The sequence below is a fragment of the Stenotrophomonas sp. YJH_SMC_69 genome (assembly GCF_059370495.1).
The window spans coordinates 233,501-254,161 of sequence record NZ_JCAFTS010000002.1 but is presented as its reverse complement, the minus strand read 5'-3'; the positions used below and the strand labels follow the sequence as shown (position 1 = coordinate 254,161).

20 protein-coding genes are annotated in these 20,661 nt (G+C 68.4%); 11 read left to right on the top strand and 9 right to left on the bottom strand.

Annotated elements, in window-relative coordinates:
- Nucleotides 1–117: 117 nt before the first annotated feature.
- A complete protein-coding gene (locus tag AC5P8F_RS04290) occupies nt 118–357 on the top strand; it encodes a hypothetical protein (protein ID WP_495227627.1) in 240 nt (79 codons plus the stop codon).
- Between the two features lie 95 nt (nt 358–452).
- On the opposite strand, the gene AC5P8F_RS04285 is transcribed toward AC5P8F_RS04290, so the two are convergent.
- The 3 genes from AC5P8F_RS04285 to dtd form a co-directional block, all read right to left on the bottom strand.
- On the bottom strand, nt 453–764 hold the full coding sequence (locus AC5P8F_RS04285; RefSeq protein WP_495227626.1) for a hypothetical protein: 312 nt from the start codon (nt 762–764) through the stop codon (nt 453–455).
- A 266-nt stretch (nt 765–1,030) separates the two neighbouring features.
- Nucleotides 1,031–2,884: an RNA polymerase sigma factor RpoD gene (gene rpoD, locus AC5P8F_RS04280; protein ID WP_014648552.1), complete on the bottom strand. Its 1,854-nt coding sequence runs from the start codon at nt 2,882–2,884 to the stop codon at nt 1,031–1,033.
- Between the two features lie 90 nt (nt 2,885–2,974).
- Complete coding sequence (dtd, locus tag AC5P8F_RS04275; RefSeq protein ID WP_014648553.1) at nt 2,975–3,415, bottom strand: D-aminoacyl-tRNA deacylase; 441 nt, start codon at nt 3,413–3,415, stop codon at nt 2,975–2,977.
- A 61-nt stretch (nt 3,416–3,476) separates the two neighbouring features.
- Here dtd and AC5P8F_RS04270 point away from each other — a divergent pair, with 61 nt between their 5' ends.
- The 4 genes from AC5P8F_RS04270 (at nt 3,477) to AC5P8F_RS04255 (ending at nt 7,731) form a co-directional block, all read left to right on the top strand.
- Nucleotides 3,477–4,397 carry a lauroyl acyltransferase gene (locus AC5P8F_RS04270; protein WP_495227625.1) on the top strand — a complete coding sequence of 307 codons (921 nt, stop codon included), beginning with the start codon at nt 3,477–3,479 and terminating at the stop codon, nt 4,395–4,397.
- 87 nt (nt 4,398–4,484) lie between these two features.
- A complete protein-coding gene (gene ribA, locus AC5P8F_RS04265; protein ID WP_041863895.1) occupies nt 4,485–5,621 on the top strand; it encodes a GTP cyclohydrolase II RibA in 1,137 nt (378 codons plus the stop codon).
- A gap of 74 nt (nt 5,622–5,695) precedes the next feature.
- Nucleotides 5,696–6,196 carry a PH domain-containing protein gene (locus AC5P8F_RS04260; RefSeq protein ID WP_495227624.1) on the top strand — a complete coding sequence of 167 codons (501 nt, stop codon included), beginning with the start codon at nt 5,696–5,698 and terminating at the stop codon, nt 6,194–6,196.
- On the top strand, nt 6,193–7,731 hold the full coding sequence (locus AC5P8F_RS04255) for a PH domain-containing protein (RefSeq protein ID WP_495227623.1): 1,539 nt from the start codon (nt 6,193–6,195) through the stop codon (nt 7,729–7,731). Before AC5P8F_RS04260 ends, AC5P8F_RS04255 begins: the two co-directional genes overlap by 4 nt.
- Before the next feature lie 97 nt (nt 7,732–7,828).
- Here AC5P8F_RS04255 and AC5P8F_RS04250 read toward each other — a convergent pair whose 3' ends face one another.
- Nucleotides 7,829–8,887 carry a CDP-glycerol glycerophosphotransferase family protein gene (locus tag AC5P8F_RS04250; RefSeq protein ID WP_032958279.1) on the bottom strand — a complete coding sequence of 353 codons (1,059 nt, stop codon included), beginning with the start codon at nt 8,885–8,887 and terminating at the stop codon, nt 7,829–7,831.
- On the opposite strand from AC5P8F_RS04250, the gene AC5P8F_RS04245 reads away from it, so the two are divergent.
- Nucleotides 8,886–9,692, top strand: a complete 807-nt coding sequence (locus tag AC5P8F_RS04245; protein WP_481440941.1) for a glycosyltransferase family 2 protein — start codon at nt 8,886–8,888, stop codon at nt 9,690–9,692. The two genes, AC5P8F_RS04250 and AC5P8F_RS04245, sit on opposite strands and share 2 nt — an antisense overlap.
- A gap of 30 nt (nt 9,693–9,722) precedes the next feature.
- Here AC5P8F_RS04245 and AC5P8F_RS04240 read toward each other — a convergent pair whose 3' ends face one another.
- The 5 genes from AC5P8F_RS04240 to def form a co-directional block, all read right to left on the bottom strand.
- Nucleotides 9,723–10,982, bottom strand: a complete 1,260-nt coding sequence (locus AC5P8F_RS04240) for an O-antigen ligase family protein (protein ID WP_046432731.1) — start codon at nt 10,980–10,982, stop codon at nt 9,723–9,725.
- Nucleotides 10,983–11,134: 152 nt separating this feature from the next.
- Complete coding sequence (locus AC5P8F_RS04235; RefSeq protein WP_049439261.1) at nt 11,135–12,844, bottom strand: ArnT family glycosyltransferase; 1,710 nt, start codon at nt 12,842–12,844, stop codon at nt 11,135–11,137.
- Between the two features lie 24 nt (nt 12,845–12,868).
- Nucleotides 12,869–14,200, bottom strand: a complete 1,332-nt coding sequence (rsmB, locus tag AC5P8F_RS04230; RefSeq protein WP_414611767.1) for a 16S rRNA (cytosine(967)-C(5))-methyltransferase RsmB — start codon at nt 14,198–14,200, stop codon at nt 12,869–12,871.
- A 3-nt stretch (nt 14,201–14,203) separates the two neighbouring features.
- On the bottom strand, nt 14,204–15,127 hold the full coding sequence (gene fmt, locus AC5P8F_RS04225; RefSeq protein WP_014648563.1) for a methionyl-tRNA formyltransferase: 924 nt from the start codon (nt 15,125–15,127) through the stop codon (nt 14,204–14,206).
- A gap of 120 nt (nt 15,128–15,247) precedes the next feature.
- Nucleotides 15,248–15,760: a peptide deformylase gene (gene def / locus AC5P8F_RS04220; protein WP_014648564.1), complete on the bottom strand. Its 513-nt coding sequence runs from the start codon at nt 15,758–15,760 to the stop codon at nt 15,248–15,250.
- A 126-nt stretch (nt 15,761–15,886) separates the two neighbouring features.
- On the opposite strand from def, the gene AC5P8F_RS04215 reads away from it, so the two are divergent.
- The 5 genes from AC5P8F_RS04215 (at nt 15,887) to AC5P8F_RS04195 (ending at nt 20,574) form a co-directional block, all read left to right on the top strand.
- Entirely contained in the window at nt 15,887–17,017 is a 1,131-nt protein-coding gene (locus AC5P8F_RS04215; RefSeq protein WP_032958270.1) for a LysM peptidoglycan-binding domain-containing protein, read from the top strand.
- A gap of 129 nt (nt 17,018–17,146) precedes the next feature.
- Nucleotides 17,147–18,274: a DNA-processing protein DprA gene (gene dprA / locus AC5P8F_RS04210; RefSeq protein ID WP_111206760.1), complete on the top strand. Its 1,128-nt coding sequence runs from the start codon at nt 17,147–17,149 to the stop codon at nt 18,272–18,274.
- Between the two features lie 43 nt (nt 18,275–18,317).
- Nucleotides 18,318–18,791 (top strand): DUF494 family protein, encoded by a 474-nt coding sequence (locus AC5P8F_RS04205; protein WP_005419622.1) that lies wholly within the window; start codon nt 18,318–18,320, stop codon nt 18,789–18,791.
- 39 nt (nt 18,792–18,830) lie between these two features.
- Complete coding sequence (locus tag AC5P8F_RS04200; RefSeq protein ID WP_014648567.1) at nt 18,831–19,595, top strand: pilin; 765 nt, start codon at nt 18,831–18,833, stop codon at nt 19,593–19,595.
- Between the two features lie 49 nt (nt 19,596–19,644).
- Nucleotides 19,645–20,574, top strand: a complete 930-nt coding sequence (locus tag AC5P8F_RS04195) for an RDD family protein (RefSeq protein ID WP_014648568.1) — start codon at nt 19,645–19,647, stop codon at nt 20,572–20,574.
- Nucleotides 20,575–20,661: the final 87 nt, after the last annotated feature.

Sequence of the window (20,661 nt, the reverse complement as noted above, 5' to 3'; positions counted from 1 at the left end):
TTCAACGACTTGCGACTGATCAAATCCGACCAATTTAGATAACATCTATATAAACTTGATCTTTCATTTGCGCCCACCGCTAATTGCGGCATCGACACAGCGACACGCAGGTAGCAAATGAAGATCCAGACCAATGTAAGTTATCAATCAAGCTCAACGAGAGTGACTGAAAGAGCTCATGGACGCCGATTCGCGGCGCGCTGCCGCAGCGTTGACCTGACCGCCACGTGTAATTTCGGTGTAACCGTGCCGGAAATTACCCCAGGTTTCTGGCGAATGGGAGCAATCGCAGGCAAGCTGATGCTGCTGAAAATAGCCTATTTTTTGGCTCATCTGCTACATGAGGCGGGCGGCTGACATGTGCAGAGGGTGGATTATGAGTCCCCTGCTCTAACCGTTGAGCTATAGGCCCGGCGCAGCGTCACAGTGTAGTGGAGGCCGCGCCCGATCGGCTACCCGGCGGCGGCAAGCGCCTCCGAAATACGCCCCAGCCGCCTCTCCGCCGCTTCCGCGAGCCATACCTGCCGCCTCAGGCATGCCTGGAACAACGCAACCATCCTTCTGATCTGCTCCAGTCCCTGTTGGTTGTCGCCGCTGAAGCCGGCAAGCAATCCGGCCTCCGACAGCGTCAGCAGCGCATACGTCGTACGGCGTGCAAATCCCAATCGATCCTCGCACTCAACCCGCATCACCTCATCCCAGTCCAGCAGCGGCGGGAAATCGGTTTGCACGGGCTCGGGAACATCGTGCTCCACATCATTCATGGCGTGACTCCAGATGCATGACGAATCAATGCCGCAGGCCGTACGAGTTGCACGTGACCTGCCGCGCGCTTGCATCGGCGCCGGTGATGACCGGCCCGCCTACGGGATGTGTTGAGCATCTGCGCGATCAGCGTGCGACCGTCGCAGGAAAAATTCAAACGGCAGATGCGTCATCGGCAAGCCCCGTCGGGCATGTCCAGGCACCCCAAAAAGAAAAACCCCGCACCAGGCGGGGTTTCTCTCAACGCTTCACCAGCCGCTGGAAATCAATCGATATCCAGGAAGCTGCGCAGCTGCTCCGAGCGGCTCGGGTGACGCAGCTTGCGCAGCGCCTTCGCTTCGATCTGGCGGATGCGCTCGCGGGTCACGTCGAACTGCTTGCCGACTTCTTCCAGCGTGTGGTCGGTGTTCATGTCGATGCCGAAGCGCATGCGCAGCACCTTGGCTTCCCTCGGGGTGAGGCCGGCCAGCACGTCGCGCACGGTTTCAGACAGGTTGATGTTGGTGGTGTTCTCGATCGGGGACTCCACGTTGGTGTCCTCGATGAAGTCGCCCAGATGGGAATCCTCGTCGTCGCCGATCGGGGTTTCCATCGAGATCGGCTCCTTGGCGATCTTCATCACCTTGCGGATCTTGTCTTCCGGCATGTCCATTTCCTTGGCCAGCTCCTCCGGCGTAGCCTCGCGGCCGTACTGCTGGAGCATCTGGCGGGAAATGCGGTTCAACTTGTTGATCGTCTCGATCATGTGCACCGGAATACGGATGGTGCGCGCCTGGTCGGCAATCGAGCGGGTGATCGCCTGACGGATCCACCAGGTGGCGTAGGTCGAGAACTTGTAACCGCGACGGTACTCGAACTTGTCCACCGCCTTCATCAGGCCGATGTTGCCTTCCTGGATCAGGTCGAGGAACTGCAGGCCACGGTTGGTGTACTTCTTGGCGATCGAGATCACCAGGCGCAGGTTGGCCTCGACCATTTCCTTCTTGGCCTTGCGCGCCTTGGCTTCACCGTAGGCCATGGCACGGCTGATTTCCTTCAGCTCTTCCAGGTCCAGCTGGGTCAGCTTCTCGATGTCGATCGTCGCCTGCTGTTCGGCGATGATCTGGTCCTTCACTTCGCGCAGGGCCGACGACCACTTCTGCTTGCGCTTCAGTGCGTCTTCCACCCACTCCAGGTTGGTCTGGTTGCCTTCCCAGGAGCGGATGAAGTCCTTGCGCGGCATGCGCGCGGTGACGGTGGCTAGGTTCAGCACGCGTCGCTCATGGGCCTTGATCGACGCCATGGTGTCGCGCAGCTGCTTGGTCAGCACGTCGGTCAGCGGCAGCGGCAGCTTCAGGGTGACGAACACCGCCGACATCTCTTCGCGCAGGCGCGGCAGGTTCTTCTTGTCGCCCTTGGTCGCCGCCTTCTTGAAGGCATTGAAAGCATCGCTCAGCGCCTGCATGCGCGCAGCGACTTCCTCCGGATCCGGACCGGTCGGTGCGGCTTCTTCCTCGCCACCCTCGACGTCATCGTCCTCGTCCTCGTCGCCTTCTGCGTCGGCATCGCTGCTGTCATCGGCAGCGACCGCCGGCGGCGCCGGCTCTTCGTCGGCCAGGTCGTTGAAGCCGACGATCACTTCGGCCAGGCGCTTCTTGCCTTCCTTGTGGGCCTCGTAGTCGGTCAGCAGCGATTCGACCGAAACCGGGAACTGGCCCAGGGCGGCCTGGACCTGCGAAAGGCCTTCCTCGATGCGCTTGGCGATGGCGATTTCGCCTTCGCGGGTCAGCAGCTCGACCGTGCCCATTTCGCGCATGTACATGCGCACCGGGTCGGTGGTACGGCCACCTTCGGTGTCGAGCGCGCTCAGCGCGGCGGCAGCTTCTTCGGCCGCGGTGTCATCGACTTCGCGGTTACCGGTGTTGCCGTCGTTGAGAAGCAGGGTTTCCACATCCGGCGCAACTTCATGGACATCGATGCCCATGCCGTTGATCATGCCGATGATGTCTTCGATCTGTTCCGGGTCGACCATGTCGTCCGGCAGATGGTCATTGACTTCGGCGTAGGTCAGGTAGCCCTGTTCCAGGCCCTTGCTGATCAGTTGCTTGATTTCGGATTGGGCAGGACGTTCGTTGGCCATGTAGTGCTCGCGCCACCGGCTAGGGAGAAATAGGGAACGTAGCATTATACCAGCCCGGGGCCCTGCCTGCCGGGCGGTGGTCCCGGCGGCCTAGGGCCTGAGAAGGAAGGTCACGGGACCGTCGTTGACCAGGCTGACGACCATATGGGCACCAAACCGGCCCGTTTCCACCCCTGGCGCATGATTTTCACGGCAGATGTCGACAAATCGATTGAACCCGCGTTCAGCCTCGTCCGGCGGTGCGGCGCTGGTGAAACTCGGCCGCATGCCCGAACGGGTATCGGCCGCCAGGGTGAACTGGCTGACCAGCAGCAGGCCGCCACCGGTGTCGCGCAGCGACCGGTTCATCTTCCCGGCCTCGTCGGCGAACACCCGGTAACCCAGCAGGCGTTCGGCCATCCGCCGCAGCTGGGCCTCGCTATCCCCCGGTTCCATGCCGACCAGGGCCAGCAAGCCGGGGCCGATCTGCCCCACCACCTCCTCGTCGACATGGACGGCGGCCTGGCTGACACGCTGGATCAGGACGAGCATCGTGGGCTTCCAATGTACGGGGCCGGCCACGATAGCAGCGCCCTTGGCTAAACTGGCGCCGATGAATCCGCAACGCAAAGCCCGGCTGGTCTACCGCGCCACCACCCTGTTCGCCCGCCTGCCCTGGCCGATGCTGCGGGGGTTCGCACACGCCCTGGCGTGGACGTGGGTTCGTGTCAATGCCCGTGAGAGCCGCGTTACCCGGCGCAACCTCGAACTGGCCTACCCGGAGCTGGACGGTCCTGCACGCGACCGCCTGCACCGCGACCTGCTGCGCTCCACTGCGCTGCAGGCCATCGAGACCCTGCGTTTGTGGAGCCGGCAGCCGGCCGACAACCTGCGGCTGCACCTGAAGCAGCGCCACGGCGAAGCCCTGTACGACGCGGCCCTGGCCAGCGGCAAGGGCGTGATCGTGGCCGCACCGCACTTCGGCAACTGGGAGCTGCTGAACCAGTGGCTGGCCTCGCGCGGGCAGATCGCCATCGTCTACAAGCCGCCGGAAGACGAGGCCAGCGACGCCTTCCTGCAGCTGGTGCGCGGCGGCCAGAACGTGCAGCAGGTACGCGCCGAGGGCCCGGCCGTGCGCCAGCTGTTCAAGGTGCTCAAGGACGGCGGCGCCACCGGCATCCTGCCCGACCAGCAGCCCAAGGCCGGCGATGGCGTGTTCGTGCCGTTCTTCGGCGTGCAGGCGCTGACCATGACCCTGGTCAACCGGCTGGCCGAGCGCACCGGCGCCACCGTGCTGTATGGCTGGTGCGAGCGCATCGGGCCGGACATGGAATTCGCCCTGCACATCGAGCCGACCGACCCGGCCGTGGCCGATCCGGACCCGCAGGTGGCCGCCACCGCGCTCAATGCCGGCATCGAGCGCATCGCCCGCCGCGACCCGTCGCAGTACCAGTGGACCTACAAGCGCTATACGCTGCGGCCACCGGGCAGCGGCGAGGAAGATCCGTATGCGACCGAAGAGCATCCGCACTGACGGCCCCCACGCCCAGGCCCATCCGGCCCCTGCGACCGGCGGCCGCACCACGTTGAATACGACGCCGGCGCCCCCATAGAGACTGCGATGTCCGCCTCCCCCGGTCCCGCCATGCCTGCTGCCTCTTCCCTGTTCGGCGACCCCGCCGCGATCCGCTGCGAACGCGCGGTGGCCGAACTGCGTGCCGGTCGCCCGGTACTGCTCCACGATGGGCAGGGCCAGCGGCTGGCGGTGATTGCACTGGACAGCGCCACTGCCAGCAGCTTCGCTGCCTTCGCCGCTGCCGCACGCGAGCGCCATTACCTGTTCCTGACCGCCACCCGCGCCCGCGTGCTCGGCGTGGAGGCACCGGCAGGCGCGCGCCTGCCGCTGGCGGGGGTTGCCTTCGATGCCCTGCCCTCGCTGGGCTACCTGCGCGAGCCCGGCCCGATGCCGGACGACTGGACGGCCGGCGACGCCTTCGATGCCGGCGCGGTGGAGCTGGCCCGCCTGGGCCTGCTGCTGCCGGCCATGGTGGCCGTGCGCCTGGACGCAGCTGACCGCACCTTCGAGGGTGCTGCTGAAGTGGCGCTTTGCGATCTGGCCGAAGGCGCGGCACACGCCGCCCACGATTACGAACTGGTCGCCCGTTCGCCGGTACCGCTGCGCGACGTCGGCATGACCACCTTCGCGGTGTTCCGCGGCGGCGTGGCCCAGCGCGACCAGGTCGCGATCATCGTCGGCGAACCGGACCTGTCGGCGGTGGTGCCGGTACGCGTGCACTCCTCGTGCCTGACCGGCGACCTGTTCGGCTCACTCAAGTGCGACTGCGGCGACCAGCTGCGGCGCGGCCTGCGCAAGCTGAAGGAACTGGGCGGCGGCGTGCTGCTGTACCTGGACCAGGAAGGCCGCGGCACCGGCATCGCCGCCAAGATGCGCGCCTACGGCTACCAGCACGACGGCCTGGACACCATCGATGCCGATGCACAGCTGGGCTTCGGTGCCGACGAGCGCCGCTACGGCAGTGCGGTGGCGATGCTGCATGGCCTGGGCATTTCGCGCGTGGCCCTGCTCAGCAACAACCCGACCAAGGCACAGCGTCTGCGCAACGCCGGCATCGAGGTGCTGGACTGCATTCCGGTCACCGGCGAGATCACTGCCGAAAACGAACACTACCTGCGCACCAAGGCCGATCGTGCCGGCCACATGCTGGATGTGGACGCGCTGATCCAGGCTGCCCAGTAGCGCGGTCGACCTGCTACCGTCTGCGCGGTGCGGCCCTGCCGCCACCGCCCGCCCTGCCACCTGACGGAGCCTGCGTGATCGACGTTGCCCTGACCTCCCCGCCTGCCGATGCCTGGCAGTCGCTGCCGCAGCGCGCCGCCCGCCTGGCCGCACTGGAAGGCGCCTTCGGCGGACTGTTCGTGCCGGGCCTGCCGCTGGCCGCGGCCGCGTGGTTCTTCGAGCTGCCCGGCGGCCTGTGGACGGCCGCCCTTGGGCTGCTGATCGGCATCGTCTTCGGCGCGTGGCTTGGCCACCGGCGCTTGACCCGCACCCGCTGGCGGCTGGATACCCAAGGGCTGGGCCTGCGCCGCGACCTGATGTGGCAGCTGGAAACGCGCATCCCCATTTCGCGCGTGCAGCACCTGGACCTGCGCCGCGGCCCGCTGGAACGCCGTGCCGGCCTGGCCACGCTGATCGTGCACACCGCCGGGACCCGCATGAGCGCAGTGACCGTGAGCGGCCTGGACGAGGCCGACGCCGAGCGCCTGCGTGACACCCTGTCCCATCAGCTCGACCAGGACGCCGACGCCCTGTGAGCCTGCCGCCACCCCTGCCCGCATCGCTGCCTGCCGGTGGCGAGGACCATCGCCTGCACCCGTGGTCGTGGCTGTTCGTGCTGCTGATGCAGCTGCGCCACTACTTCCTGCCGCTGGTGGCGCTGCTGGTGTTCGGCCAGCGCGGTGACCGCGACCCGATGTGGGCGCAGCTGATTCCGCTGTCGGCGATTGCCGCGCTGGTGCTGGTCTCGGTGCTGCAGTACCTCAGCTACCGCTACCGCATCGGCAGCGACGCGATCACCGTGCGCAGCGGACTGCTGGCGCGCAACCGCCGCGAGATCCCGTTCGCCCGCATCCACAACGTGGAAGTGCGGCAGAACCCGCTGCACCGCCTGTTCGGCGTGGCCGAGCTGCGCCTTGAATCGGCCGGCGGCGTGCGTCCGGAGGCCGAAATGCGCGTGCTGAAGCTGGACCAGGCGTTGGCGCTGGAACGACTGGTGCGCCAGCGTGGGCAGGCACCGCAGGCCGCCGACGTCGTGGCCGCCCCCCCGATCACCGACGCCGACACCGAACAGGTGCTGCTGCGCCTGTCGAGCTGGGACGTGGTGCGCATGGGCCTGCTGTCCAACCGCGGCTGGGCATTGGCGATCGCCGCTTTCGGCGTGCTGTTCCAGACCGTGCCGCGGCCGGTGATGGACGCGGCCATCCAGCGTGGCGGCCGGGAAGCCTTCGGCTACGCAAGCCACCTGCATCCCGGCGTGGCCGGCGCCTTCCTGCTGCTGGCCGCAGCCTTGCTGCTGGGCTGGCTGGCGCTGCGTGCGCTGTCGGTGGTGCTGACCCTGCTGCGCTATCACGGCTTCACCCTCAGCGAGCAGGATCGCCGCCTGACCGTCTCGGCCGGCCTGCTCAGCCGCACCCGCAGCAGTGTCGCGCGTCGCCGTATCCAGGCCTGGACGCTGCGCGAAACCACCCTGCATCGCTGGTTCGGCCTGCGCCAGCTGCGCATCGACAGCGCCGCCGGCGGCCCCTCGCGCGACGAGGACCGCGCCCTGCGCGAGCTGGCACCGCTGGCACCGGCAATGCGCTGCGAGCAGCTGGTGCAGCACCTGTTGCCTCAACTGCAATGGCCGCCAGCGCAATGGCAGTCCATTCCGCAGCGTGGCTGGTGGCGACTGTGCCTGGGCGCGCTGCTGCTGGTGCCGTTGCTGGCAGCGGCCGCGTACTGGCGCTGGGGATCATGGGGCCTGATCGTGCTGGCCTGGCTGCCGGTGGCGCTGCTGGTGGCACACCGGCAGATGGCGCGCATGGGCTGGTATCTGGATGCCCATTACGTGGCCGTGCGCGGCGGCTGGTGGAAGCGCTGGTGGCGCTGGGCCGAGCTGGACAAGGTGCAGGGCCTGCGCCTGCAGCGTTCACCGCTGGACAAGCTGCTCGGCACCAGCAGCCTGCAGCTGGATACGGCCGGTGCGCACGGCGATGTGGCGTTGACCCTGCGCTACCTGCCGCAGGCGCAGGCGCAACACGTGATGGAGCAGCTGGCCGCGGCGCTGGCGCGGCGCAAGTTGCGCTGGTAAGCAACACCGGTAGTGCCGGCCGCTGGCCGGCAACCGCAGACATTCCCGAGGTTGCCGGCCAGCGGCCGGCACTACCGCGAGCGGGGTCGGCGAGGCATCAGCGCTGCGACGGGCCCCAGTACCCCAGGTCCTTGCGGATCTGCAGGTCGCGCACCCAGCTGCCGAAGGGCTTGCGCCGCAGCACGCCCATTTCACCGGACAGGAAATCCTCGGTGGCGGCGATCACCCGCTCGCTGGACAGGCCATCGCGGTACGGATGGATGGCGTCGGCGTAGCGCACGATCTCCGCCTGCAGCGCGGCGTCGGGATGCAGCGCGCGCTGCAGCATCGCCGGCAGCTGCGCCGGGTCGTCGAAGTCGATCATGTGCGGCTTGGGCACGCGGTTGCGGAAGGTCACCACCGGCTTGTGCTGGACGATGAACTCCGAAACGATCGACGAGGTGTCCGACACCAGCACATCGGCGGCGCGCTGTGCGGCCATCACCTGCTCCGGTTCGATGAAGCGGGCATGGGCACCGGCCAGCGCGCGGTAGCGCTCGAACAGTTCCGGTGGGCACTTCGGGTGCAGGGTCAGCAGCCAATAGCGCTCACCGCCAGCGATATCGGCGGCGATCTGCGCATGCAGGTGGGGCGCTGCGCTCAGGCGCTCGGTGAAGGTCGAACCGAACAGGATCACCGGGCGCCCGCCCGCCGCTGCGCGCAGCGCGGCGCTCTCGCCACCGTCGTCGCGGAACAGCGGGTCGAGCTTCGGCCAGCCGGTCTCGGCTACGGCGAAGTGGCCCTGCAGGGCGGCGATCTCACGGAACGGAGCGGTGGTGGCCGGCCCCTGCGTGCAGTACAGGTCGAACATGCCGCGCACCCGGAAGTGGCCACGCGCACTGTCGCGCTTCTCCACGTTGAAGCCATGGAACAGCTGTACCTTGGCGCCGGACAGGAAGGTCGGCACCCAGTTGGCGGCGCTGAACACGGCACGCGGCCGCATCGCCAGGGCCTGTTTCAGTCCGATGTTGGGCACACCCGGCAGGCTGCTGGCGGCCGCGCCGTCCTCGAACCAGGCCGCCACCTCCTGCCCGGAGGCGTGCAAGGCCTGCGCCAACGGGGCGAGAATAGGCAGCGCATAGCGCTCCGTCGCAAACAACAGGTACCCGGCCATCATGTCCTCCACGACCGCTCCCATCGAACGGCCTCGCATCTCGGCCTGCATTATCGCGTTCAACGAGGCCGGCCGCATCGGCGACTGCCTGGCCTCGCTGGCCTTCTGCGACGAGATCATCGTCGTGGACTCGTACTCCACCGATGCCACCCTGGCCATCGCCGAGGGCGCAGGCGCCCGCGTGCTGCAGCGCGCGTTCGATGGCTTCCGTAGCCAGAAGGCCTACTGCGTCGAGCAGGCAAGCCACGACTGGGTGCTGTGCCTGGACGCCGATGAGCGGATCAGCCCGGAACTGCGCGCAGCCATCGAACAGGCCCGCGACGGTGGCTTCGCCGGCCATGCCGGCTATCGCTTCGCGCGCCTGTCGGAGTACTTCGGCAGGTTCCTGCGCCATGGCAACGCCTACCCGGACCGGGTGATGCGCCTGTTCGACCGCCGCCGCGGCGGCTGGCGCGGCAAGCGCGAGATCCACGAGGCGGCCAGCGTCGACGGCAGCGTCGGCACCCTGCGCGGCGACCTGGTCCATTACCCGTACCGCTCCCTGCAGCAGCAGCTGGCCAAGACCGAGAAGTACGCGCGGATGATGGCCGAGCACGAGTTCGCACGCGGCAAGCGGGCCACGCTGGGCAAGCTGGTACTGGCGCCGGCCTGGCGGTTCTGGCGCGGCTTCGTGTTCCGTGGCGGCTTCCGCGACGGCTGGCACGGCCTGGTCTACGCCTACGTGCGCGCCAACTACGTGCGGCAGAAGACCATCATGCTGTGGATGCTGGGCAACGGCCAGCCCGTGGCCGACCCGCCGAACCCCTGATCGCCGGGGCCCGCCCGGCGCGCCGACGCATCACGAGCCGCCGGTGATCGCCCGGTGGCGCGCGCCTTCGACGATCGACAGGCCGGTCAGCAGCCCGACCAGGGTCACGTAGAAACTGGCCGTCATCTGGTGCGCGAACATCGACTGGGTCAGCCCGCACAACGCGTAGGTGATCACCAGCATGACGCCGGCAGCGGCCGGCCCGCGGAAGGTCGCCCGTCCGCTGCGGCGATGCAGGCGCACGAACAACCACAGCGGGATGCCATACACCGCCAGCAACAGCAGCAGGCCCGGTACACCCTGGGTCGCCGCCCATTCGGCCACGTCGTTGTGGGCATGCCCCAGGTGGCAGCGCAACTCTTCCGGGTTCTCCCGGCAGACCGGCACGCGCTGCATCGCGCTGTCGAAATGACCGATGCCAACACCCACCAGCGGATGATCGAGGAAGGTCTGCCAGGCCACCTGCAGGCGCTCGACGCGGGCACCGGCGGAAGAATCACTGTCGCCCAGCTCCATCCGCTGCACGTCGCTGTGCAGCTCGCTCAGGCGGACCTGGTGGCGCAGCTCCGGTACCGACAGCAGCAGCGTCGCACCGATCGCCAGCATCCCTGCCAGCACCGACAGGCGCGCCGCACCGGTACGCCAGCGCAGGCTCAGCGCCAGCACCACCAGCAGCGCCAGCAAGGCGGCGAACACACCGCGGCTGCCGGTCAGCACGATGGTGCCGCAGCCGGCGGCCATGCCGAGGATCACCAGCGACCAGCGCCGCGACGGGCGGCAGAACACCAGCAGCACCATCAACACCATCACGATGTCGGCCAGCACGATGGCGTTGGTGAACAGCTCCGCGCGCGGGGCGCCGCCCAGCACCTGCCACAGCGACATCACGAAGGTGGCGAGCAGGCCGGTCAACGAGCCGTACCAGAGCCACCGCAGGCTGGGACGCAGCGCGCAGATCCACAGCGCGATCCATGGGATCACCACGAATCGCGAACGGTTGTCGACGTCACGCAGGCCCTGTTCGAACAGCACCACCGACAGTACGCCGAGCGCCAGCACCGCCAGCATCAGCCAGACCAGCACTTTCACCGGCTGGCCGGCCATGCCCCGCGCGCGCCACAGCAGCTCCGGCGCCAGCAGGGTACTGAGCAGCAGCAGGAGACCATACGGCAACAGGTTGATCGGCACGGTCAGCACCAGTGCCGGCAGGCAGAACAGCCCCAGCTGGGCCAGCCCGTGTGCAACCCCGTGACGCCCACCGACGGGAACGCCCAGCGGGTCGCCGGCCATGAGGTTCAGGTTGTCCGGTGAAGCTGGCACGTCGGGAAGTATCGCTGCAATCTGCTGGAAGAATGGGACGGGCCAACGCGGGCCGTCCCAGCCTGCTGTTTTACTGCCTTTGGACCCGCTTGGGCAGACTGGACAAGCGGAAATCGTGCTGGCTAGTCATGTTCCTGCAAACGCCGTTCACGTTCCCGCTCCTCGGCAGTGACCACGCACGGCACCGTCACCGCCGCTGCCGGCACCAGCCACCAGCGCCGCCGGTTGGCCACGCCGGCCAGTTCGGAGCGGTTGCGGTCGACGCACGACAGCATCGCGTACTCGTGGACCAGCAGCCAACGACGTCCGGGTGCCAGCCGCTGCCAGCGCGTGGCCGCCACCAGCTGCTCGTCCCAGTCAGTCTCGAAACCGAAGGTCGCTGCGGGACGGTCGGCCAGCAGCAGGTGCTGTTCCTTCCAGGCCACCAGCCCCAGCTCGGCATCGGGGCCCAGGCGGGTACCGACCGCGCGCATCAGGCCACGGGCCGAACTGGAATCGTTCAGCAGCGGGTAGCCGACCAGGCTGTACAGCACCCAGACCACCGCCAGGGTCGACACCAGCGCAAGCTGCCGGCGACGGCCACAGGCCAGCAGGCTCAATCCGCCCCACAGGCCCATCGCCAGGATCGTCCACGCCAGCGCGTCGACGGCCCCGGGGGCGAGCCCGCGGCTATGGGTCAGGCGCAGCTCGAAGGCCGGGTCACCCAGCACCGCCATCACGCCAGCCACGGCCAGGCCCAATGACAGCAGGCCGGTGAACAGCCCCACCACGGCCTGCACATCGCGTCGCTTCAGCAACCCCGGCAACAGCGGTGCCAGCACCAGGCAGAACATCGGCAGCGCCGGCAGGATGTAGACGTCGCGCTTGCCGGCGGGAATCGAGAAGAACAGCACCACCATCAGCCACCAGGCCAGCGGCAGCAGATAGCGCGCGTCGCGGCGTTGCAGCCGGCGGCGCCAAGCCGGAATCGCCCAGGGCAGGGCCAGGAATGCCGGGATCCACATCAGCGGCATCGTCGCCAGGAAGTACCAGGCGGGCTGGTGGTGATCCCAGGAATGGGTGTAGCGCCGCGCCGTCTGCTGGAACAGGATATCGTCCATGTAGGCGCGATATTCGTCCGAGCCGGTGGCAAAGCCGGCCAGCAGCATCGGCGCCAGCCACAACGACACCGCCAGCAGGAAGGCCAGCGGCGCCAGCCAGAAGCGCGCGTCGCGCGCGTGCAGGCCCACCCGTGGCCACCGCAGCGCCGTGGCGATTGCCGCGGGCACGATCATCAGCAGCGCCAGCATGCCCACGCCCTTGGTGATCACGCCGATGCCGGCGAAGAACCAGCCCAGCCACCACCAGCGCCAGGCCGGCCCCAGCAGCAGGTGGCGCAGCAGGCCGTAGTTGGCCAGGGTGATGAACAGCAGCAGCAGGGGATCGATCTGCGCCTTCTTCGCCTGGAAGGTGAACTGCAGCGCGAACAGCAGCGCCCAGCCGGCATACAGCCCCACCCGCCGCGTCCACAGCCGCCGGCCCAGGTCGACCACGCACCACAGCGTGCCCAGTGCCGCAAGCAGCGACGGCAGCAGGAAGGCCACGCGCCACTGCCCGACCAGGCTGTACAGCGTGGCCTGCCACCACATCAGCATCGGCGGCTTGTCCGAGTACAGCTCGGTCCCGCGGTGCGGGAACAGCCAGTGGCCGCTGTCGAACATCTGCTTGGCCACCAGCGCGAAGCGCGGCTCGTCCGACGGCCACGGATCACGAAGGCCCAGCCCGGCCCCCAGCACCAGCAGGGCCATCACCACGAACAACCACGTCTCGCGCGACGCGCGGGATTTCAGCATGGGACTCGCAACGTCAGCGGGGGGTCAGGCCGTTTTTAGCAGACGCGCGTAAAAGAATCCGTCAGCATCGCTGTCACCCGGCAGTCGCTGGCGCGCGATCCCCTCGCAGTCCAGGCCGAATCTGTCATCCAGCGACTGTGCCACCGCGTCCGGATGCCACTTCAGGAAGGCCCGCACCTGATCGATGTTCTCGGCGCGCAGGATCGAACAGGTGGCGTACAGCAGCACGCCGCCCGGACGCAGCATCGACCAGCAGGCCTCCAGCAGGCGGGCCTGCACGCCGACCAGCGCATCGATATCCTCGGCGCGGCGGTGGAACATCACGTCCGGCTGGCGGCGGATCACGCCGGTGGCCGAACACGGCGCATCCAGCAGGATGGCGTCGAACGGGGTGCCATCCCACCACGCACCGGGGTCGCTGGCATCGGCCACCCGGGTCTGCGCGCCCTCACCCACACCGGTGCGGGTGTAGGTATCGCGGGCACGCGCCAGGCGACGCGCATCGATATCCAGCGCCAGCAGGCGCAGGCTCGGGTCACGCTCCAGCAGGTGCGCCGACTTGCCACCCGGTGCCGCGCAGGCGTCCAGAACGCGGGCGCCGGACGCCGGTGCCAGCGCGTCCGCCGCACATTGCGCCGACAGGTCCTGCACCGACAGCGCACCGTCGGCGAACCCCGGCAACTGGTTCACCGCGATGGGCGCCACCAGGCGCAGCGCGTCGGCGCTGAGCGGGCTGGCTTCGGCAGCAATGCCGGCCTCGGCCAGCGTGGCCAGCGCCTTGTCACGCCCCCCCTGCTGGCGGTTGGCACGCAGCCACAGCGGCGCCGGCTGCAGGCTGGCAGCAAAGATCGCCTGGGCCTGGGACGGCCAGTCGCGCTCGACGGCATCGGCCAGCCACGCCGGAAAGGCGTCACGCGCAGGCTGCTCCGGGAACCCCTCGCGCTGCGCGCGGCGCAGGATCGCGTTGACCAGCCCGGCCTGGCGCTCACGGCCCAGCGCGCGGGCGGCGTCGACCGTGGCCGACAGGGCCGCATGCGCCGGCAGTTCCAGCACGTCCAGCTGCGCGAAGCCCACCATCAGCAACGTGCGCAGGTCGGCATCACGCGCCGACAGCGGCTTCTGCATCCACGACTGCAAGGCAGCGTCGTAGGTACTGCGGCGGCGCAGGACTGCAAAGCACAGCGCTTCCAGCAAGGCCCGATCACGACTGTCGGCCAGCTTGGGCAGTGCCCAGGCCAGTTCCGCCTTCAGCGAGCGGCCACGGGTGAACACCTGCGCCAGTACGCGTGCGGCCAGCATGCGGGTGGCCGCGCCCGGCGCCGCCTTGGCGACGGAGAAATCATTCTGCTTCGACACCGCTTATGCCCCCACGTGCAGGTCGCGGCGGGCATTGAGGTAGTCGGCGGCGGTGATCGCCTTGCCGCCTTCGCGCTGCAGCGTGCGCAGCCGCAGCGCGCCCTGGCCGCAGGCGATGTCGATACCATCGCGGCTGGCCGCCAGCACCGCCCCCGGCGCCTGGCCGTGGGCCAGGTCAAGAGCGACCGCGCCGTGGATGCGCACGCGCTCGCCGGCCAGCGTGGCCTCGGCGATCGGCCACGGATTGAAGGCGCGCACGGTGCGCGCCAGTGCATCGGCGTCCTGCGCCCAGTCCAGGCGGGCTTCGGCCTTGTCCAGCTTGTGCGCGTAGGTCACGCCCTGCTCGGGCTGCGGCCGCGCGATCGGCTTGATGCCGGCACGCAGCAGGCCCAGGCCGTCTGACAGCACCTGTGCGCCCAGTTCGGCCAGCTTGTCATGCAGCTGGCCGCCGGTATCGGTGGCCGCGATCGGCAGCTCCTGGTGCAGCAGCACCGGGCCGGTATCCAGGCCGGCTTCCATCTGCATCAGGCACACGCCGGTCTTTGCGTCACCGGCCTGGATCGCGCGCTGGATCGGCGCGGCACCGCGCCAGCGCGGCAGCAGCGAGGCATGCACGTTCCAGCAGCCGTGGGTCGGGATCGCCAGTACCGCCCTGGGCAGGATCAGGCCGTAGGCGACCACCACCATCAGGTCCGGCTGCAGGTCGCGCAGCTGCCGCTGGGCAGCTTCATCCTTCAGCGATTCGGGCTGGTAGACCGGAATGCCACGGGCCACGGCTTCGAGCTTGACCGGCGACGGTGCCAGGCCACGGCCGCGCCCGGCCGGGCGATCAGGCTGGGTATAGACGGCCACGACCTCGTGGTGGCGCGCCGCGGCGCGCAGCGACGACACCGCGAATTCCGGCGTACCGGCAAAGACAATCCTCATGGCTACCCCACTTGCAGGATGGATTCGTGCAGGAAAGAAAACGGCGCCGTCGGCCGGCGCCGTACAGCCCGCGCGCGTCGCGCAGGCACGGGCCACCCGGAGGGCGGCCCGGATTGGCGATCACGCCACGTGCTTGCGCTGCTTGGCCAGCTTCTTGCGGACCATCTCGCGCTTGAGCGGCGACAGATAGTCGATGAACAGCTTGCCGTCCAGGTGGTCCATCTCGTGCTGGATGCAGGTGGCCAGCACTTCACCGGCCTCCAGCTGCTGCTCCTGGCCGTTGCGGTCCAGGTACTTCACGGTGATGGTGTCAGCGCGGGTCACGTCGGCGAAGATGCCCGGGACCGACAGGCAGCCCTCCTGGTACACCCGGCCCCCGTCCTTGGCGACGATTTCCGGGTTGATGAACACATGCGGTTCATTCTTCTCTTCGCTGACATCGATGACCATGAAGCGCTTGTGCACGTCCACCTGGGTGGCGGCCAGGCCGATGCCCGGGGCGTCGTACATGGTCAGGAACATGTTGTCGATCAGTTCCTGGAAGGCCGGCGTGGTGACTTCGGCGGCGTCGATCAACGCAGCCTTGGTACGCAGGCGCGGATCGGGGAACTCGAGAATGGGGAGAAGGGCCATGGCTGTTTCCGGATAGGGGGCCGGCACGCCGGCATACGTCGCAGATTCTAGCTCCAACGCTTGCCTTGCGCCCCGGTTTCTGGACTATAGTGCGTGGACCTGTTGGGGAATCAGGGCTTCACACCTATGTTGCTTCGTTTTCGTACGGTCGTCGCCGCGGCGATGCTGACCGTGGCTGCCTATGCTACCGCCGTGGAAGTGAATGGCGGGCACCCGGACACCTATGTGGTCCGAAAAGGGGATACGTTGTGGGATATCGCCGCACGTTTCCTGCAGAAGCCCTGGCTGTGGCCGGAGATCTGGCAAGCCAATCCGCAGATCGCCAACCCGCACCTGATCTATCCAGGTGACGTGCTGAGCCTGGCCTACCTGGACCGGGTGACCGTGTCCCAGGCCGGTCCGCGCCAGGAGGCCCCGATCGACGCCATTCCGCTGGCCCAGGTCGAGCCGTTCCTGAAGCAGCTGAGCGTTGTCGACAGCGTCAAGCAGCTGCCCTACGTCGTCGGCCTGGAGGACAGCCGCCTGCGCGTGTCCGGTGGCGACACCGTCTACGTGCGCCTGGCGGATGCCCAGGTGGGCCAGCGCTGGGCCGTGGTACGCCCGACCGTGCGTTACGCCCAGCCCAAGCCGACCGAGGACCTGACCGCCAATGGCGACGTCACCCCGGGCAGCGGCAACCTGTGGAAGGCCTACAACGCACCCAACGCACGTCGTGGCGTGCTCGGCTACGAACTGGCCCAGGTCGCCACCGGCACCATCACCCAGATCGCCGGCGGCAAGGTCGAGGCCTCCACGCTGGTGCTGGACAAGAACGTCGGCGGCCGCGAAGTGCGCGCCGGCGACCGCCTGGTGCCGGTCGAAGCCCGGCCGTACGACCTGCAGTTCGTGCCCCACGTACCCGCTGCGGGTGTCGAGGGCGTGGACGTGCGCGTGCTGGCGGTCACCGACATGTTCACCGCCGGTGGCCCACGCGACGTGATCGCGATTTCGGCCGGCCGTGCCCAGGGCGTGGACAACGGCACCGTGTTCTCGCTGTGGCGCCCGGGCCGGCATGTAGCGCACCGCATGAAGTACCCGACCTCCTCGCGCATGGACGACTCGCTCAGCACCGGCGCAGGCCGGGTCTCGCTGCCGGATGAATATGCCGCGCATGCGATGGTGTTCCGCACCTTCGACAACGTCAGCTACGCGCTGGTGATGCAGGGCGTGAAGCCGGTGCAGGTGGGTTACAACGCGCTGCACCCGGACGCGAAGTAACGGTTGCCGGACTGCCCCGGCCACCACTGGAGTGCCGGCCGCGGGGCGGCAGGCACCTCCGGCAAAACCTGACAGCCACATACGAAGGCGCCCTAGGGCGCCTTTGTTGTGTGCGGCCGATAGTGGGGGATGACCACACATGCATACGAGGCGCTGCTGCGCCTGTTGATGGCGGGAGGCGCACTGGCGTCCCGACGGGCCCTGCTGCAGGCCGCGGGCGATGCGGAAACCGCCATCGCGCAAGGCACTGCGACCTGGCGTGCGCACGGTTGCACGCCGGAGCAGTGCGCCGCCCTGGAACGCCCCGATACCCGGGCCTGGACATCGGCCCGGCGCTGGCTGGAACAGGACAACCATCACCTGCTGCCGTGTACCGATCCGGCCTTTCCGCCATCACTGCTGGAGGTACCCAACCCGCCGCTGGCGCTATTCGTGGCCGGTGATCCCTGCCTGGCCTGGCGCCCTTCGGTGGCGCTGGTCGGCAGCCGCTCGCCCACCCCGGGCGGGCGTGCACTGGCCGCGCGTTTTGCCGGCTGCTTCGTCGAGGCCGGCCTGGCGGTGACCAGCGGCCTGGCCGCAGGCATCGATGCGGCCGCGCACCAGGCTGCGCTGGAGGCCGGCGGCTGCACCATGGCAGTGATCGGCACCGGCCCTGACCGGGCCTATCCGGACAGCCACGCGCGGCTGCAGGCGCGGATCGCCGCCGAAGGCGTGGTGCTCAGCGAGTACCTGCCGGGCACGGCTGCCCGTCCCAGCCACTTCCCTGCGCGCAACCGGCTGGTGGCCGGACTGGCGCTGGCCACCGTGGTGGTCGAGGCCGCGCAGCGCTCGGGCGCGCTGATCACCGCGCGCCTGGCCGCCGAGGCGGGCCGCGAGGTCTGTGCCCTGCCCGGGTCGGTGCTCAACCCGCGCGCGGCCGGCTGCCATCGCCTGATCCGCGAGGGCGCGGCGCTGGTCGAGCGCCCCGAGGAGGTCCTGGAACTGCTCGCCCCCGCCCTTCGCCAGCAGCTGCCGGGCTTGCAATCGCGGTTGGCCACCCCCACTGAACAGGCACCGCCGGCGCTCCTGCCGGCGCGCTGGGCCGACGACCCTGACTACCAGTGCTTGTGGCGGGCGCTGGACCACAACCCAAGCGGTATGGATTCACTGATCACGCGTTGTGGATTGACGGCGTCACAGGTGTCCTCCATGCTGCTGGCCATGGAACTGGCGGGAATCGTGGTGTGCGTACACGGCCGCTACTGTCGAACTCCCTAGTTTCTTCACCTCCACAGCGTCGCGCGACGCAGGCCGAGGGGCAATGAAAGAGAGCATCCTGGATGTACTGCTGTACCTGTTTGAACACTATTTCAGCGAAGATGCGGACCTGATCCGTGACCGCGATTCGCTCCAGAACGGCCTGATCCAGGCCGGTTTCAGCCCCACCGAGATCAACAAGGCGTTCGACTGGCTCGATGCCCTGGCCGCGCAGCGGCCGAGCGTGGCCCAGGCGCGGGTCGATGGCCCCGTGCGCATCTACCACGGCCCAGAGCTGGACAAGCTGGACGTGGAATGCCGCGGCTTCCTGCTGTACCTGGAACAGCACGGCATCCTCGACGCCGACCAGCGCGAGCTGGTGCTGGACCGGGCGATGGCCCTGGACCAGGACGAACTGGACCTGGACGACCTGAAGTGGGTCGTGCTGATGGTGCTGTTCAACCAGCCCGGCTCCGAAGCGGCCTACGCCTGGATGGAGACGCAGATGTTCATGGACGAGCCAGAACCCCTGCACTGACCGTACACTTGGGGGCATAGCGCATTCAGGAGCGTCCCCGTGAGCGAGTGGTTCCACGCAGAAGGCAACCGGCAGCAAGGCCCGCTGCCGGCGGAACAGTTGGTCGAGTTGTTCCGCAACAACCAGATCTCCCTGGACACCCTGGTCTGGCGCGACGGCCTGCCGCAATGGCAGCCGTTGCGCAGCGTGGTCGATGAGCTGGGCCTGATCGTGCCGGCGCTGGACGTCGCCGCGCCGGCCGTGGAACCCGAGCCGGAGCCCGAACCGGAACCGGTTGCGCCGCCGCCGCCGCAACCACCGGTGCTGCCACCGTCCACGCCCTATGCCACGCAGACCCCGGCCGGGGTGCTGCCGCCGCCGAAAAAGAAGCTCTCCGGCTGCGCCCTGACCGCGATCATCGGCGGCGGCCTGCTGCTGGTGCTGGTGCCGGTCATGGCCATCCTCGCGGCGATCGCCCTGCCTGCCTACAACGACTACACCGTGCGTGCCAAGGTTGCCACCGCGGTCAATGCCCTGCAGCCGCTGAAACAGCAGGTGCAGCACTTCGCCGACGACGAAGGCCGCTGCCCCGGTGCCAACGATGCCGGTTTCCCGGCGCCGGGTGATTTCACCCAGGCCGGCCTGTCGGCGGTGAACATCGGCCGCTTCAACAACGGCCACTGCGGCATCGAAGCAACGCTGGCCGTGCCCGGCAAGAGCCTCGATGGCGACCTGCTGTGGCTGGAATATGATCGCGACAGCGGCCGCTGGGAATGCAGCGGTGAAAGCGACGACAAGTACCTGCCGCCGTCGTGCCGCGGCTGAGCCACGCGCACGGCAGCACCTCCAAGGACGATCCAACAGGGAACATGCAATGACCGAGTGGTACTACGCCGAAGGACAGCAACGCCAGGGCCCGCTGCCGGTCCAGGAAATCCGCCAGCGCTTCCAGCGGGGCGAACTGAACCTGGACACCCTGGTCTGGCGCGAAGGCATGGCCCAGTGGGCTGCACTGCGCCAGGTGGTCGATGAGCTCGGCCTGCAGACACTGGCCGATGCCAGCACGGCCACCGCCAGCGGCGGCTTCGACCTGCGCGGCGACTACGCCGCCATCGACAACGGCACTGCACCGCTGCCTGGCACGGGCGCGCTCAGCAGCTCGCCCTACAGCGCCCCGGCCGCTTCCGGTGCCGGTGGCCCGCAGCCGGTGATCGGCGGCGAGGTGGTCTACGCAGGCTTCTGGAAGCGCGTAGCGGCGTACATGATCGACTACTTCGTGCTGGCCATTCCGGGCGGCATCATCGGCGCCATCATCGGCGTGGTGCTTGGCGCCAGCATGGGCGCGGTGGGCAGCGGCGAGACCTCCATCGAAATCGTCGCGCAGGTGGCCAGCGCGCTGATCAACATGGCCATCGGCGTTGCCTACTACACCTGGTTCCATTCCTCGCAGGGTGGCGCCACGCTGGGCAAGATGGCGGTCGGCATCAAGGTCGTGCGCAGCAACGGCGATCGCCTGACCAAGGGCCGCGCCTTCGGCCGCTACTGGGCCATGCTGCTGAGCAGCTTCACCCTCGGCATCGGCTTCCTGATGGCCGCCTTCACCGAGCGCAAGCAGGGCCTGCACGACATGATCTGCGACACCCTGGTGGTCGACCGCTGGGCCTACACCGACCAGCCGCACCTGCAGCGCCATGAGCTGGGCACGGTCACCATCGTGATCCTGGTGCTCACCGGCCTGCTGGTGCTGGCGGGCCTGGTGCTGCTGGTGGCCGCGGTCGGCTTCATCGCCAAGATGGCCTCATGAACGGCCATCCTCACGTCTGGCTGCTTGACAGGGGCTGGCCGGGCGTGATTCCTCTAATAAGGTGAAACCTGAACGCCCGGCACACTA